This window comes from Kinneretia sp. DJ1R-11 (assembly GCF_025717595.1).
Classification (GTDB): domain Bacteria; phylum Pseudomonadota; class Gammaproteobacteria; order Burkholderiales; family Burkholderiaceae_C; genus Paucibacter_A.
Map to the genome: position 1 here is coordinate 391,701 of NZ_JAJIRR010000003.1, position 14,389 is coordinate 406,089.

The 14,389-nt window shown below is 66.0% G+C and carries 15 protein-coding genes; 3 read left to right on the forward strand and 12 right to left on the reverse strand.

What is annotated here, in order from left to right; translation table 11 throughout:
• Positions 1–7 precede the first annotated feature (7 nt).
• Entirely contained in the window at positions 8–1,015 is a 1,008-nt protein-coding gene (locus LNV23_RS08425; RefSeq protein ID WP_263562566.1) for a phosphoenolpyruvate carboxykinase (ATP), read from the forward strand.
• Here LNV23_RS08425 and LNV23_RS08430 read toward each other — a convergent pair.
• Positions 1,005–2,459: a B12-binding domain-containing radical SAM protein gene (locus tag LNV23_RS08430; protein ID WP_263562567.1), complete on the reverse strand. Its 1,455-nt coding sequence runs from the start codon at positions 2,457–2,459 to the stop codon at positions 1,005–1,007. The genes LNV23_RS08425 and LNV23_RS08430 overlap by 11 nt on opposite strands.
• A 348-nt stretch (positions 2,460–2,807) precedes the next feature.
• Between LNV23_RS08430 and LNV23_RS08435 the strand changes: the two genes are divergently transcribed.
• On the forward strand, positions 2,808–3,305 hold the full coding sequence (locus tag LNV23_RS08435; protein WP_263562568.1) for an SRPBCC family protein: 498 nt from the start codon (positions 2,808–2,810) through the stop codon (positions 3,303–3,305).
• Positions 3,306–3,338: 33 nt separating this feature from the next.
• Here LNV23_RS08435 and LNV23_RS08440 read toward each other — a convergent pair whose 3' ends face one another.
• The 7 genes from LNV23_RS08440 to LNV23_RS08470 all read right to left on the reverse strand — a co-directional run bounded on the left by LNV23_RS08440 (position 3,339) and on the right by LNV23_RS08470 (position 10,239).
• Positions 3,339–4,271: a cupin domain-containing protein gene (locus LNV23_RS08440; RefSeq protein WP_263562569.1), complete on the reverse strand. Its 933-nt coding sequence runs from the start codon at positions 4,269–4,271 to the stop codon at positions 3,339–3,341.
• Between the two features lie 18 nt (positions 4,272–4,289).
• Positions 4,290–4,988 (reverse strand): sigma-70 family RNA polymerase sigma factor, encoded by a 699-nt coding sequence (locus LNV23_RS08445; RefSeq protein ID WP_263562570.1) that lies wholly within the window; start codon positions 4,986–4,988, stop codon positions 4,290–4,292.
• 374 nt (positions 4,989–5,362) lie between these two features.
• Complete coding sequence (locus LNV23_RS08450) at positions 5,363–6,499, reverse strand: HupE/UreJ family protein (protein ID WP_263562571.1); 1,137 nt, start codon at positions 6,497–6,499, stop codon at positions 5,363–5,365.
• Entirely contained in the window at positions 6,496–7,701 is a 1,206-nt protein-coding gene (locus LNV23_RS08455; protein WP_263562572.1) for a hypothetical protein, read from the reverse strand. Before LNV23_RS08455 ends, LNV23_RS08450 begins: the two co-directional genes overlap by 4 nt.
• A 65-nt stretch (positions 7,702–7,766) precedes the next feature.
• Complete coding sequence (locus LNV23_RS08460) at positions 7,767–8,045, reverse strand: hypothetical protein (RefSeq protein WP_263562573.1); 279 nt, start codon at positions 8,043–8,045, stop codon at positions 7,767–7,769.
• 18 nt (positions 8,046–8,063) lie between these two features.
• Complete coding sequence (locus tag LNV23_RS08465) at positions 8,064–9,620, reverse strand: DUF4331 domain-containing protein (RefSeq protein WP_263562574.1); 1,557 nt, start codon at positions 9,618–9,620, stop codon at positions 8,064–8,066.
• 199 nt (positions 9,621–9,819) lie between these two features.
• Positions 9,820–10,239 carry a hypothetical protein gene (locus tag LNV23_RS08470; RefSeq protein ID WP_263562575.1) on the reverse strand — a complete coding sequence of 140 codons (420 nt, stop codon included), beginning with the start codon at positions 10,237–10,239 and terminating at the stop codon, positions 9,820–9,822.
• A 71-nt stretch (positions 10,240–10,310) separates the two neighbouring features.
• Here LNV23_RS08470 and LNV23_RS08475 point away from each other — a divergent pair, with 71 nt between their 5' ends.
• Complete coding sequence (locus LNV23_RS08475; protein WP_263562576.1) at positions 10,311–10,679, forward strand: MerR family transcriptional regulator; 369 nt, start codon at positions 10,311–10,313, stop codon at positions 10,677–10,679.
• Between the two features lie 22 nt (positions 10,680–10,701).
• Here LNV23_RS08475 and LNV23_RS08480 read toward each other — a convergent pair whose 3' ends face one another.
• Genes LNV23_RS08480 through LNV23_RS08495 form a run of 4 tightly spaced genes read right to left on the reverse strand, consistent with a single transcriptional unit; the run spans position 10,702 to position 14,347 of the window.
• A complete protein-coding gene (locus LNV23_RS08480; RefSeq protein ID WP_263562577.1) occupies positions 10,702–11,430 on the reverse strand; it encodes an ABC-type transport auxiliary lipoprotein family protein in 729 nt (242 codons plus the stop codon).
• Positions 11,427–12,362: an MlaD family protein gene (locus tag LNV23_RS08485; RefSeq protein WP_263562578.1), complete on the reverse strand. Its 936-nt coding sequence runs from the start codon at positions 12,360–12,362 to the stop codon at positions 11,427–11,429. Before LNV23_RS08485 ends, LNV23_RS08480 begins: the two co-directional genes overlap by 4 nt.
• Before the next feature lie 9 nt (positions 12,363–12,371).
• Complete coding sequence (locus tag LNV23_RS08490; RefSeq protein ID WP_263562579.1) at positions 12,372–13,187, reverse strand: ABC transporter ATP-binding protein; 816 nt, start codon at positions 13,185–13,187, stop codon at positions 12,372–12,374.
• The gene (locus tag LNV23_RS08495; protein ID WP_263562580.1) at positions 13,187–14,347 is read right to left on the reverse strand and encodes an MlaE family ABC transporter permease; all 1,161 of its coding nucleotides are present in this window, start codon (positions 14,345–14,347) and stop codon (positions 13,187–13,189) included. Before LNV23_RS08495 ends, LNV23_RS08490 begins: the two co-directional genes overlap by 1 nt.
• Positions 14,348–14,389 lie beyond the last annotated feature (42 nt).

The following is a 14,389-nucleotide window of genomic DNA, read 5'->3' on the forward strand; positions in this document are numbered from 1 at the left end:
CTCCTTCATGAGCACCTGGCGCCCCGATCCCCGGCAGATTGCCGACCCGTTTGCCGAACAAGCTTTCTTGCCTCTGCGCCGCCGTTTCACTCTGCTCGGCGCTGAGCTCGAGTTCTGCAGCGACAGTGCCGAACTGCTGGCCCTGGCGGATGAGGCCTACGCCGGTTTGCCGGCGCATGCGATGGGCGGGCCGGCGCTGCAGGTCGAGCTTCGATTGGTGCAAGAAGGCGCAGAGTTCAGCCCTGAGCCGCCCTCTGCACGCATGTTGGGCGGAGCCGGTTTGTTGGGCGCAGCTATGGATGCGAACAACCTGGCGCTGGTGAATACAGCCGCCGGCCGCGCCGTCGTGCAGGTGTCGCGCGCGCTCCTGGCGTGGCCCTATCACGTGCGCTATGAACTCATCGAGTTCGCCGTCTTCACACTGGCCTGCCGGACACAAGGGCAGTTGGCTTTGCATGCGGGCTGCGTGGGTCTGGGCGGCATTGGCGCGCTGTTGATCGGTGAGAGCGGCGCCGGTAAATCGACTTTGACCCTGCACGCGCTGGGCGAGGGACTGGACTTCCTGACCGAGGATGCCAGCTTCGTCGACCCGCTGACGCTGCGCGCGACGGGCATCGCGAATTTCCTGCACCTGCGCCAGGACGCGTTGCGCTGGGTGGACGATGCAGCGCAGCGCCAACGCATCCAAGCCGCACCGGTCATCCGCCGACGCAGCGGCGTCGAGAAATACGAACTGAATCTGCGCGGTGGCTGGGCGTCGCTGGCCGCAGAGCCGCTGCGCTTGGCGCATCTGGTGTTCGCGGCGCCGGAGCCGGCGGGCGACGGTGAACTGCTGCGGCGCCTCGACGCCGATGAACTTTTGCATCGCCTGCAGCTGAGCCAGCCCTATGCGGCCGGCCAGCCCGGCTGGGCTGTGTTTGCCCAACGCTGCGCGCGGCTTCATGGCTGGGAGCTGCGCCGCGGCAGCCATCCTCGTGCCGGGGCGCTGGCCGTGAAGGGATTGCTCATGGCATGAGCGCCGCAGCCGGTTGCAGGGTGTCGATCAGCTGGGACCAGCGGCGCCTGATTTCGTCGCCCGCGTGCTGGCGAACTGAGGCGTCCAATCGGCCCAGGTCCACCTGTTCATGCAAGAGATCGCGCACGGCGCGGTAGACCTCGGTGCTGAAACTGCCGCGGAACATCATGGCCAGCTCGGCGCTGTCGTCCCAATGGGTCTTGCTGCCCAACTGGGCCTTGACCTGCTCGTGAAAGCTTGTTCCTGGCAGCGGGTAGGAGACGCTGACGCCGATGTGATCGGGCCGAGCTTCCTCGATCAACTGGCGAGTCTGCAGCAGCTCAGGCAGGCCTTCGCCGAGATAGCCGAGCTGGATGAAGAAGCCCACGCCCACGCCTGCCGCCTGCAAGTCCCGTCGGGCTTGCAGGATCTCTTCCACCGTGGTGCCTTTGTTCATGGCATCCAACACCTTCTGACTGCCGCTCTCGGCGCCAATCCAGACCTCGCGGCAACCGGCGTCGGCGAGAGCCCGGGCCATGGCCTCGGTGCTCAGGTCGGCCCGGGTCTGGATGGAGAAGGGAATGCCGCCGCCGAGTCGTGCCAGTTCGGCCGCGAACTGTTCTACCCAGTCAACGCGGAAACCGAAGATGTCGTCGGCGAACCAGATGTGATCCGGTGCGAAGCGTTCTTTCAGCTCCACCATTTCCGCCGCCACAGCCGCTGGGCTGCGCTGTTGGTAGCGCTGGCCCCAGATGGGCTTGGCGCACCAGGCGCAGCGGAAAGAACAGCCTTTGGATGCGGCCATATTGAGGCTGAAGTGTCCGTGGGCCGCCACCCAGGTGGCGCGGTAGCGATCGATGTCTACGAGCTCCCATGCGACCGGTGCTTCAAGTTCGGTGGTCTCTTTGCGTTTGAAGCTGATCGGCTGCTCAAACCCGGCGACCAGGTCCGCGTCGTCCAGTCTTGGTCCGTGTTCCAGGCGGTGCAGCAGCGCCGGAAGCACGTCAAGCCCTTCGCCGCGGAGGACCACGTCCGCACCTGCGTTTCGGTACACCTCGGGAGCGTCGCTGGCGTCGGAGCCAGCCACGACGATGCGCGCTCCGGACTGGCGGCCGCTGGCGATCATCTGGCAAGCGGCCTCGCGCATCTTGGCCAGGCACATCTTGCTGAGGTAGTTGTAGTTGTCCTCGTACAGCAGCACGACGTCGGGCCGTGTGGCAGCGAGCTTGTCGTTGAAGTCCTGCGTGCCGGCCGCCAGCATCGCGTCGAACAGGTCGACCTCGTGGCCGAGGCGCCCCAGCATGGCGGCAACTTGCAAAGTCGCAAGCGGAGGGTAGGGTTTGGCGCGTTCGAACTGTTTCGCGTCGAAGCGCAGGAAAAAACTGTGGGCGACCAGGATGGAAAGCACGCCGTCACCTTTCGTGAAGTCGGCCTGTATGTCCCAGCAGGCGAGCGGCAGGTTCAATGCACGAGCTGTTTCGTCGTGAGTTGATCTCGTGGCTGCCGCATCGGGCTCGATGGGCTGAAGGACTTGGCCTGCGCCAATCCCAGGGTTCATCGCCGTGCCGACGCGGTGGGTGTCATCTGCGCGCCCTCAACAAGCTTGCGAGCCAGGGCAAGAGCCTGTTGCTCTCGCCTTTGCTCGAGTTTGACCTTGACTCTGCACGGCCTCGCTCGCACCAGGATATGGAATTTCTAGAGTGCCTGACCTGATCCAAACAGCCGGCTGCGACGTATGCAGAGCATGCTCTCTCAACATCGACGGTATTCCCCCAGCGCAGCGGCCCGGTTTGTCCTGATTAGCCGCTGGCGCATGACCTGTTCCAGCCAGCCGGTCTGGGAGCTGCTGACGGATCTGCAGCGCTGGCCCCAATGGTGGCCGCATGTATCTCAGGTGCGTCTGCTGCAGCGTGCGCCGGTTGGCGAAGCGGGTACGCGTGCGGCCTTCATCTGGCGCAGCCCGATCGGCTATCGCTTCACCATCGATGTACTCAACACCCGTCGTGAACGAGCGGCAGACGGCCACTGCGAGATCGAAGGCCGGTCCAGCGGTGACTTGCTGGGCCAGGGTTTGTGGGTCTTGGATCCCGTGCCTTGCTCCCCTCTGGCGCCTGCTGTGCAAGAGGTCGACGTGACTTACCGTTATGAAGTTGAGTTAGGCCGGCGCTGGATGCGAGTGGCCGCGCCGCTGCTGCGTCTCGTGTTCAAGTGGAGCCATTTCAGGGTGATGGAGGCGGGCGCGCGCGGCATGGCCGCGCAACTCCATTGCCGCAGCAGCGAACCCAAGCATTGGACCGTGGTGCAGAGCTGAACTGACCGGCCTTGGATTCAGTGCGCGGTCAGTTCAATAGCCGGCCCGCATCGCCGGGTCGGCCGCGGCGGGGTCGATCGCACCGCAGAAGTACAGCAAGCAGCCGACATCAGAAAGAAGCCCCTCATGGCCGGTGCCAGCCGGGGCGAACTGGAACTCGCCGGCGCGCAGCAGCACATCACCGAGGAACAAATCACCTTCCAGCATCAGGCATTCCTCGCCCAGGCCATGCGGATGCGCGGGCACGGTGGCGCCGGGCTGGAAACGCACCAGCATCGAAATCCTCTCGCCCACCACATGCAGCGGCTTGATCTCCACGCCTTGGCGCAGAGGCTGCCAGCCTTGTTCACCTGCGGCGACGCGGTGTGAGGCAGCGGTTTGGCCAAATTCATGGGCGGCCGCCACGGCTTTCTTGCTGCTGCGCCAGTAAAGCAGAGCGCCCGATGTCGAGCTCAGGCCCGCGTCGGCCGGCCAGGGTTCGGCCAAGCCGATCAATTGATAGTCCTGAGCGCTTAAAGTCGGCGTGCCCAGCACTGCTACATCGAGCCGCAACTCGCCGCTGAGAAGCAGCAATTCATGCACGGCCAGGTCCGGGCCATGCAGGGCGGCTGCGCCTGCACCCGGAGTCCAAAGAGTGCCGGGAGCCAATTGAATCAAGCTGCTCTGGCCGAGTTCGTCCTGGTGCTGGCCGTAAACCCGCACGCCCGGGGCCAGGTCTTGCCAGACGGCATCGGCGAGGCGACGAGTTGTCATGCCCCGGCTGGCGGCAGCGCTTTGCGCCGCGCGCGCCTGCAGCCGCCGGCGCAGGGCTCCGGCCATCTCCGAGGGTGGTTCGATCGGCGTCAGCTCGACGGCCAGCGCGGGCAGCAGGCCGAGGCCCGCGGCGGGCGCCACCCCGGGCAAGGTGCTGGGCTCCAGGGCCAAGTCTGCGGCCAGATCGGAGGTCGTTCGTGAATGAGTGTTCATGTCAATTTCTGCTGAGGATCAAGCCGTGGACGTTTGCGGTCCCAGGCATTTGCGCAGAGCCAACAAACCGCGGCGCAGATGGGACTTCACCGTGCCCAGAGGCAGGCCGATCTGGCCGGCGATCTCTTCATGAGTCAGACCCTTGAAGAAGGCCAGCGCCACCAACTGCCTTGGCACGGCTTCCAGTTGCGCCAAGGCTTGGTGCAACTGTTGATGGCTTTGCACCGCTTCCAGCAAATCATGCGGATCGCCTGGGCCGCCACCGCAGCCTGCATCGCTCTGCTCTGCCAAGGCATCCATCGCTTCGCCCAGCGCATCGGCCGACACGGTGTTGGCCAAGGCCCGGCGGCGCGCGCGCAAGGCGTCGAGGGCACGGCTGCGCGCGATCGTCAGCAGCCAGGCCAAAGCGCTGCCGCGCTGCGGCTCGAAGCGAGGGGCCTGCCGCCAGACCTGCCAAAAGCAGTCTTCGGTCACTTCTTCGGCAATGGCCGGGTTGCGTACGATGCGAAGGGCCAAGCCATAGACGCGACCCACGCAGGCGCGGTACAGCGCGTCCAAGGCCGCTTCATCCTGGTGCACGATGCGCGCCAGCCAGGCTTGCAATTGGTGCTCGTCCGCACTGGGCTGGGCGCGTATCGGCGCCAAGTCCGTGTCGGCGCGCCCATCCTCCAGCAAGGCCTCGCAGTCTTGCGCTTCGGCCAGATCATCGAATTCCACGGGCTCGACGCCGACGGAGTCCGGAGCTTCAGCTGGACCAGCGAAGTGAGCCATTGCAGTTACCAAGCAAGGTGTTTGCCGAGGCGCAGCGGGCACCTTCCGGAGCAAGGAGAAAAAGCACTTGCCGCCGCATTGTGCCGCCAAGTGGCGAGGGCCTGGCGGGCAATCGCTCGGGCGCGGCTTGATTGGTTTGGACTGGCATAAGGTTTTTGGTTGGAGGCATGGCCCGCCAGTTTGAGAAACTGACGCAGGCGGAGGCGATCTCCTCGTGCTTACGCCGTCCGCGTCGACTTGGATGCAATCCGCCGAAAAAATAGTCATGGCTGCTCTTGCGAGAGCGCCTTGAGCCTGGGAATTGCTTTGGCCCAAGTCGCTCAGGCTAGAAGACTGAGGTTCAGGCTGCGCTCCAACAGCCACAGCAAGGCCAGGCTGCCGATCAGCGCCGAACCGGGGCGTACCAAGACTTGGCCATACAGCGGCTTCTTGCGCAGCGCAATGGCCAGCGGCAAGATCAGCACGACCAGCAGCAGCTGCGCCAATTCAACGCCCAGATTGAATCCCAGCAGGGGCAGCGCCAGATTGCCGCGCTGCAGGCCCAAAGCTTGCAGCGGCCCGGCAAAACCGAAGCCATGAACCAGGCCGAACACGGCCACCATCAGCCAACGCGGTCCACGCACAAAGGGGCGCAGATTGTCGAGGGCGGCGACCAGCACGCTGGCCGCAATCAAGGACTCGACCCAGCGCGAGGGCGGAGCCAAGACGCCGGCTGCTGCGAAGCCCAAGGTCAGGGAATGCGCCAAGGTGAAGGCGGTCACCAGCTTGAAGGCCTCGCGCCACGCCGAGCTGCTGCTGGACCTGGCCACCCAGGCAGCCCCGTCACGGCGCCAAACGGCCACCATCAGCAGACTGACCAGGAACAAGATGTGGTCCATCCCGACCGAGATGTGGTGCATGCCTTCGATCACGAAGCCGCCCAGCCGGCGCAGCTCATCTTGCGCATCGGTATGGAACTCGAAGGTCTTGAGGCCTAGGGCCGGCACCAGCACGGCGCTTTGCTCGTTCGAGGGCGACAAGACCCGCGCAATACCGCGATGCTTGGCATCACTGCCGGCAAACAGCCGGTAGTCCACGCCCAAGTTCTGTACCGGAGCCGCGCATTGCAGGGTCTGTTGCAAGACCGCATAGCTGCCATCGCTGTGTTGATCGAGTTGCGGTGCTGAGCTTTTGGCGATCTTGCAGATGTGGCCGTCGGCACTCACCTTGATGCTGTCGGCCACCAGGCGCTCTAACTCCGGCCAGCGCTTGCGCAATTCGCCCCAGCTGAGGCGTTTGTCGTCGTCGGTATCCAGGTCGAGGTCGCGATCCAGATCTTGCAGGGCGATGTCAACGCGCTGCGAAATCGTGTGGCCGCTCACCTGAAATGTCAGGTAGGCGTCGCTTGACTTGTGCGCTTGTGCGGGCCCGGCCAGGGCCAAGCCCAGGGCAAGCGAGATCGAGATGATGCGCATCATGGTTGTCTGCCTGTTAGGTTGGCTGCCCAACGCACATCCACCCAGCCCGCTCGAGCGAGCCCTTGGAGCTCCTGCGCGGCGACAGCGGGCTGACCGGCGGCCAGCGCGGCGCGTTGCAGCAGCAAGGCGTCGGCGGGCTCTTTCTGGTGCGCCCAGTTGCGCAGTGCCAGCTGCAAGGCAGGCTGGGCTTGCCCCATCACTTCAAGCGCCAAGCGCGCCTCTTCGCGGGCATGGTAGTTCTCGCCGCGCAGGCGAGCGGCTTCGAAGCGGGCCGTCAGGCTCGCCACGATCGCGGGCAGCAAAGGGCTTTCCAGGCGTTTCAAGGCAATCGCGCGGCGCAAGAGCAGGGCATCCGACTCGGCGTCGGCGCCTTCAACCACGCGCAGCGCTTCGGCGGGGCGGCCCTGCTCGAGCAGGTAGTCGGCATAGGCGCCGCGGGTGTAGATGTCGCCGCCTGAGCTGGCCGCCAGGGCCTCGCGGTAGCGTGAGCCGGCGCTGACGCTGTCGCCCATGCGCTGAGCGAGTTCAGCTCTCAACAAGGACAGCCAGGCATCATCCGGCGACTGCTTGGCCAGTGCGGCAAGTTCAGCAGCCGCTTGCTTGGGTTCACCCGACAGGCTGCGCAGCTCGGCCAGGCAGGCCTGCGCCGGCAGAGCCAAGGCGGCCCCGAGGCTGGCGAAGCGGGCTTCAGTCAAACTCTCACAAGCCTGCCGAGCCATGGCCAATTGGCCGGTCACCTGCAAGACCGAGGCGCGGATCAAGCCGGCCTGTGCCTGTACTTGCAGCGGCAGCTGGCTGGCTTGGGCAAGCAGTCGGTCGAGGTCGCGCAGCGAGCCGGCAAAGTCATGCTGGCTCTGGCGCACGCTGGCGCGCAGCAAGCGCACCTGCGGCGGCGCGTTTTCCTGCCCCCACCAAGGCGCAAGCGCGGCTTCGGCCACACCCAGCTCGCGTGGGTCGCCATGGCTGCGGGCTCGGCCGATGGCCGCTTGCGCTGTGGCCAGAGCCAAACTCAGCTGCTGCGGGCGGCGCGCCAATTCTTGGCGCTGAGCACGAGCGCTGGCAGGGAGCCGATTGGGCAGCTCCTGCACGATTTCTTGATCATGGGCCGGCGTGTAGAGGGCGGCCTTAGCGGGCTGCTGCAGGAGCAGGGCGCTCAACAGGCCCAAGAGGCTCAACAGACGCGGCATGAGTTGGGTCTTCAACTTGAATCCTTGATGGGGCCGCCGCTGCGCAGATGCACAAGGGCGGCCCCTGGGTCAGACTTGCTTCAGATGTCGGCCGGCTCACTCGTCTCGGACAGCGGCGCCTCGGTGACTTTGTCCAAGCCCAGCGGCTCGGCGACTTCGCTCAGGGCCAGGCCGGCGACGTAGCTTCGATACGCTTCGACCGAGACGATGGCCGAGCTCGGCACGTCCGTCGCCGGCTCCGGCGGCTGAACGACGGGAGGCGGGGTGGTGGGCGGGGCGTCGTCGTCCCCACCACTGCCGCAGGCCGTGAGGCCCATGGCAGCGAGCAGAACGCTGCACAGCAAGAGTTGCTTGTTCATGGTGTGTGGTCTCGCTGTTTACTTGGTGCCAGGAACCGGCGTGTTCAGGTAGGGGAAGCCGCTCAGCAAGGGCACGGTCGCCTGGTCAACGGCGTCATGCAGCTTGAATGAGGTGGCGCCCAGCGGCACAGCGGAAGGCTTGCAAGTGGCGCCGAAACCGAGCTTGTCGGTGTCGCCATTGGCCATGCACAGGCCGCCCATCACGGCCACCAGAGAGATGTCGACCACATCGTCCTTGGGCCGGCGGCCGTTCGGGTAGCCGGCGTTGTCATTGCCTCCGGCGAGGATGTTGCCGACGATGCCGAGACGGTTCTGCTGTGCAAACGCGACCGGCGGGATGGCGGTGTTGAGTCGCAGCATCTCGGATGCGACCACGTTCTTGGGTTGGTTGACGCCCTTGATCCCGGTCAGGAAGGTGGTGACCAGATCGCCACGCGGGAAATTGGTCGGTGCCGTGTTGGGCAGGGCCAGGGCAATTTCCAGCAGCGCCGGCAAGGTCGGGTGGGTCACGTAATCGGCAAACTGAGCGTCTGCACTGGGCTTGGACGCGTTGAACTTGTCCTTGTCCTTGAGGCCGATGACGACCTCATTGACCAGAGGCATGCCCAGGCGCGAGACCTGGACCCAGGCACCGCCGGCTTTCTCGCTGGCCTGATGGCCGGAGCCCGGCTTGCCGTTCAGCAGGCGTGCTTGGCGCATGCTGGCCGTGGTCCAGCCGCCGATCACGTCGTCGCTGCCATTGGTCAAGCAGCTCTTGTGCACTTCCAGGCCCAGGGTGGTGACGTTCTTGTCGTCGATGGTGTTGGGCGCAGCGCCGATCAGGCTGGGGTCGGTAATGACGCCGACGGGTGCGTTCACCAGGTCAAAGATCGTGCCCAGGTTGACTGCGAAAGCATCCTTGCGCTGGCCGACGAACAGCTTGGCCGGCATATTGCAGCCAGGGATATTGACCGTGTAGATGTGCTTGGCCGCATAGCCGGCGTAGTCGGCAATCGTCTTCTTGCCGATGTTGTCGACCGGCTTGTCGAAGGTTGCGCTGCCGCTGCTGGCATTGGTGACTGCCTGCGCGGTGCCGCTGCGGCGGTCACCGCGCACCACGGTGACGCTGTAGGTCTCGGCCAATTGCAGATTGGTGTCCTTGACATTGCCGACGCCGCCGAACTGCACCAGCGGGATGTTCACCATCTTGCCGCCCACATTGAGCGCTTGGCCGCTGCCGCCGTTCGACAGGGTGTTCTTGAAGCGGAACTGGAAGGTCAGGTCTTCTTTGGCGTCGCCGTTGTTGTCGATATGAATTTCGTACAGGGCGTTCGGGTCGAGGGCGAAGTAGTTCGGGCCGCCGTAGCCGTCTTGCAGCGGCAAGTAGTTGGCCAGCAGGGTCACATAGTCGCTGCGATTGGCCTCGTAGCTGCGAAACATATAGAAATCGGAACCGTCGACCTTGGGCACGGTGGTGATGAACGGTGCTTCACGATGGCTGGAGGCAAAGGCGGGCGCTGCGGTCAAGCTGGCCAAGGCCAATGAAACGGCCAGGGTCAGGGCACTGAATTTGACTGGGGAGATTGAATGCTTCACGCGAGGACTCCTTGGGGCGATGTGGGGATGGGGCGGCACAGGGATTTGTGTCGTCGTGCCCATCCATACGGCGGACCCGGAGGCCTGGATGCACAAGGCCGCAAAAAATATCGCCTCGCTTCTACGGCGACCGGCGCTGCGCGTGAGCTCAGGGAGCGACAGGCCCTCCATTGCTGATGCTCAGCGCTGGTTTTCTCGTCTAAGCGGCTGCTGTCCTTTCGTCCTCGACCGGCAGGAACTGCAGGATGCCGAACAGCAGCTCAATGGCCGTGAAGGCAAGCACGATCGCGCCGGCGCCGTTCAGGACCGCGTTGATTTGCCAAGTGGCGAACAGCAAGCGCGCCACGCCGTCCAGGCGGCCCAGGCGCACCGCCGGCGACAGGATGCGAGCCAGGGACCAGACGAGCACGACCGAGCCCATGAGGTTGCCGAACAGCACACTGGTGGCATTCAAAGGGGGCAGGGTGCCGGGCAGCCCGAGCGCTTCTGAGAGCGCGCTCAAGCCGCTGTAGAGAAGGGCCAAGGTCCAAGGGGTGGCGAAGGGCCAGGTGACGACGAGGTCGTACCAGGCGCTGGTCTTCATGAGTCTGAGATATCGGGCTTGTTTCACTGGGGTCATCTGAAAAGTTGCTGTGAATGTCAGTGTCAAGCTTGGGCTTAGCTCCAAGGTCAAGCACAATTTCAAGCACCATGCGAATAGGCCAACTTGCAAGCGCCACCGGCGTCAGCCGCGACACCCTGAGGTTTTACGAAGAGCAGGGGCTCATCCGTTCGCGCCGCTTGGACAACGGCTACCGTGACTATCCTGATGAGGTTCAAGCGCTCGTCAGCTACATCAAGACCGCGCAAAAGCTCGGCTTCACCTTGGCCGAAGTCGGCAACAAGCTGCCCGCCATCTGGAACGCCCCAGAGCCTGGTCCGGCGATCACCCAGCTGCTCGCGGAGAAGCTTCAGGACATCGACGAACGCATCGAGGGTCTGCGCGCCCTGCGAGAGCAGTTGGCCGCTCGCATCGCTCTGACCTGCCCCTTGGTGGCCGGAACACCGGCTCAAGTCTGAGGCGCTTGCGGCTTGAGCCTGCTCATGGCTCGCCGCGTCTCACCGGTGTCGGCTCGAGCTGCGCCTGCAACAGGATCTGCTCGCTGCAGAACGCTGTGACGGCCTCCAGCCACTGCTGCGTGGCGGCTTGCGCTGCGACAGCGCCGGCCACCGGGTCGTCGCGGGCGGCTGGCACCACGATGTCGAATTCACGCTGGGCCAGGGCTTGGCGCGTGGTGCCGTCCAGCAGCAGCACGCGCACGCTCAGGCGGACCCGGCTGGGCCGCTGGGTGAAATCCTGATGCAAGCGCAGCAGTTCGGTCTGCAGCCGCCAGCGGGTCGGCGCGGCCGCCGCGGCGGCCAGCACGATGCGAAAGCTGCCGCCTTGCTGCAAGGTGCGCAGCAGCAAAGGGCTCAGCATCTGAGCGGGCGGCGCCACCCATTCATGGAAGGAGAACGCCTCCAGCTCCAGCGGTCGGCGCAGATAGAGCATGCGCGTGCTGTCGTAGCCAGGTGCGGCGCGCGGCAGGTCGACCGTGAGGTCCGCGGCGCCCGGGGCGGCTCTGTGGGCGGTGGCCGCCGCTGAACCGCCGTCCAGGCTGAAGCGTGCCGGCAGTGGATCGGGCTTGGGCAGCAGGCTGCCGGAGCAGGCTGGCAAGAGGAGGGATGCGGTGGCGAGCAAGGCCCATAGGCCGCAGCGAGGCCGCCACAGACTCCCTGCCGTCTCGACCGCGGCCAAGCTGTTCTCGAACTTGCGCTGCTGTGTATTCACGGTGCCTGTTCTCCCGGGCCCGGCTGTGGTTTGGGCTTGCCCATCAGCAGGCTGTTGGGGCTGACGGCGGTCTGCTCGCTGAGCTGGCGCAGGGCGCCGGCCAGCTGCTGCAGCTCCGCCATCAGCCGGGCCAGCTCGGGCAAGGTCTGCCCGTCGATCTGGCGTAAACCTAGGGTGGCGGCCTCGGCCGTCTCGCCGGCGCGGGCGCTGGCCGAAGCGGCCAGATCGGCCATGCGTTCGACGGCTTGCGCGCTGCTGGCGATGCGGTCCAGCACCGGCTGCAGCTGCTCGCCAGCGCGGGCCGTCAGCGCCGCCGTGCGCGCGGCATCGGCCAGCGCCGCCTTGATCACCGCCTGCTGGCTGGCCAGCGTGTGCGCCAGCGCGGCGACATCGACCAGGGTCGACTTCAGTGCCGCCCGGTTCTCGGCATCGAACAGTGCGTTGAGATTGTTCGACACGCGGTCGACATTGTTCAGCACCGAGCTCAGCACATTCTCCAAGCGCGCGCTCAGCGAGGGCTTGAAAGGGATCATGGGCGCCAGGCCGTCGGCGCCGGCGCGCAATGCCGGTGAAGCGGCGCTGCCGCCGCTGAGTTCGACGTAGGCGATGCCGGTCAGGCCCTGGGTCTTCAGCACGGCCACGCTGTCGCGCTTGACCGGCGTGCCATGGTGGACCAGGAAGTGCAGGCGCACCAGCTCCGAGTTGTGCGGATCGATGCCGATGCGATCGACCTTGCCCACGTCCACGCCCAGATATTTGACCGGCGCGTCGATGCTCAGGCCGGCCACAGATTCCGCGATCACCGCCTGGTAGGGGTCCATCTTCTCGCGTGTGCCCAGGCCCGAGGCCAGCCACAGCACGGCGGCCACCAGCAGCGCGCCCAGCAGCAGCACAAAGGCACCGACGCGTGCGTAGTTGAGCTTGTCATCCATGGCGGCGCTTCATGGGGCCTCCTCGGACGTGGCCGAGTTCTTCTGCGCGGCCGCGTTTTGAGCGTCTGAGCGCCGGTCGTCGAAATAGGCCGCGACGATGGGTAAGGGGCTCCGCGAAAGCTCGTCCATGCTGCCCAGGGCCAGCACCCGGCCCTCGCCGAGCACGGCCACCCGGTCGCAGACCTGCCAGAGCAGGTCCAGATCGTGGCTGACGATGACCACGGTCGGGCCGAACAAGGCCTGGGTGCGCAGGATCAAGTCGTTCACGCCGCTGGTGCTTTCCGGGTCCAGGCCGGAGGTGGGCTCGTCGAGGAAGAGCAGTTCGGGGTCCAGGGCGATGGCGCGGGCCAGCGCGGCGCGCTTGAGCATGCCGCCGCTGAGCTCGCTCGGCCGCTTCGCTCCGGCGTCGTCCGGCAGGCCGGTCAGTGCAAGTTTCCAATTGGCGATGCGGGCTATCAGCGCGGGATCGAGCGCCGAGTGCTCCCGCAAGGGCAGGGCCACGTTCTCATGCACTGTCAGCGCGCCGAAGAGCCCACCGCGCTGGAACATCATGCCCCAGCGTTTGCGCAAGGCCAGGCCTTGCGCCGCATCGAGGCCGGCGAGCTCCTGGCCGAACACCCGCACCTGTCCTGCGCTGGGCTGCTGCAGGCCGATCATCTCGCGCAAGAGCACGGACTTGCCGGAGCCGCTGCCCCCGGCCAGACCGAGGACCTCGCCGCGCCGCACGCTCAGGTCCAGGCCCTGGTGCACGCTGTGGCTGCCGAAGCGGGTGCTGATCTGCTTGAGTTCGATCACGGGGGCGTCAGCGGCGGCCGTCGTCATCATCACAGCTCCAGCATATTGAAGAGCACCGAGAACAAGGCATCGGCGACGATGACCAGAAAGATCGCCTGGACCACGGCCAGCGTGGTTTGCCGCCCCACACTGTCGGCGCTGCCCTGGGTGCGAAAGCCTTGGAAGCAGCCGATCGCGGCAATGATCAGGGCAAAGACCAGGGACTTGCCCAGGCCCAGCAGCAGGGCTGAGCCCTGCATCACTCGGCTGAACCGTTCAGCAAACTCGCCGTAGCCGATGTCCAGGCGCCAACGCGCCATGACCATGCCGCCGAACACGCCGGTGAAATCTGCAAACACGGTCAGCAAGGGCAGGGCCAGGCTCAGGGCGAGGATCTTGGGCAGCACCAGGCGCTGCAGGGGGTCGATGCCCAGGGTGCGCAGGGCATCGACCTCTTCGGCCACCACCATGGTGCCGATCTGCGCGGCATAGGCGGAGCCGGAGCGTCCGGCAATGATGATGGCGCTGATCAGCGGTGCGAATTCGCGCAGCATGGCGTAGCCGACCAGCTCGACGACAAAGACGCTGGCGCCGTAATGCCGCAGCTGATCGGCGCCCTGGTAGGCCACGACCACGCCGAGCAGAAAGGAGGTCAGGCCGATGATGGGCAGGGCGTCGTAGCCGCCAATCTCGACCTCATGGCCGATGGCGCGCAGGCGCCAGAGCCGCCGGTGGGGCAGGGCGCGGCAGGCCGCGTGACTGAGCTCGCCAACAAAGTGCAGGAAGGCCTGTGCCTGCCGGCCCATGGCGACCGCGGCCTTGCCCACGCGCTGCAGCCGGCTGCCGTCCGGTGGGCTGGCGAGCTGCGCTTGCTCGCGCGCCAGGACTTCCTTCATCAAGGCCAAGGCTTGTGGCTGCCAGCCCTGCAAGGCGGGCTTTGCGCTGCCCAACCAAGCGCGTAGTACCCAGGCACCGGCCGAGTCCAGGGCACGCAGGGCGGTGGCATCGAGCACTCGCGCCGGGCCGCTGGCTTCGGGCAGGGCCTGGGTCGGCAAGCGCAGGCCCAGGCCGGCCAGGGTCCAGTGGCCGCTCAGCGCCCAGCTGTCGGCCGAGCCTGCCACCAGCGCCAGATCGGGTCGCAGCAGCGCCGGGTCCGTGTCGCTGACGCTCGGCTGGGTCTCCGCCGGGGCGGGCGGTTTGCTTGCATCCATATCAGGTGGGCATGACGCGGCAGCCCGTCGCTCGCAGTGGCC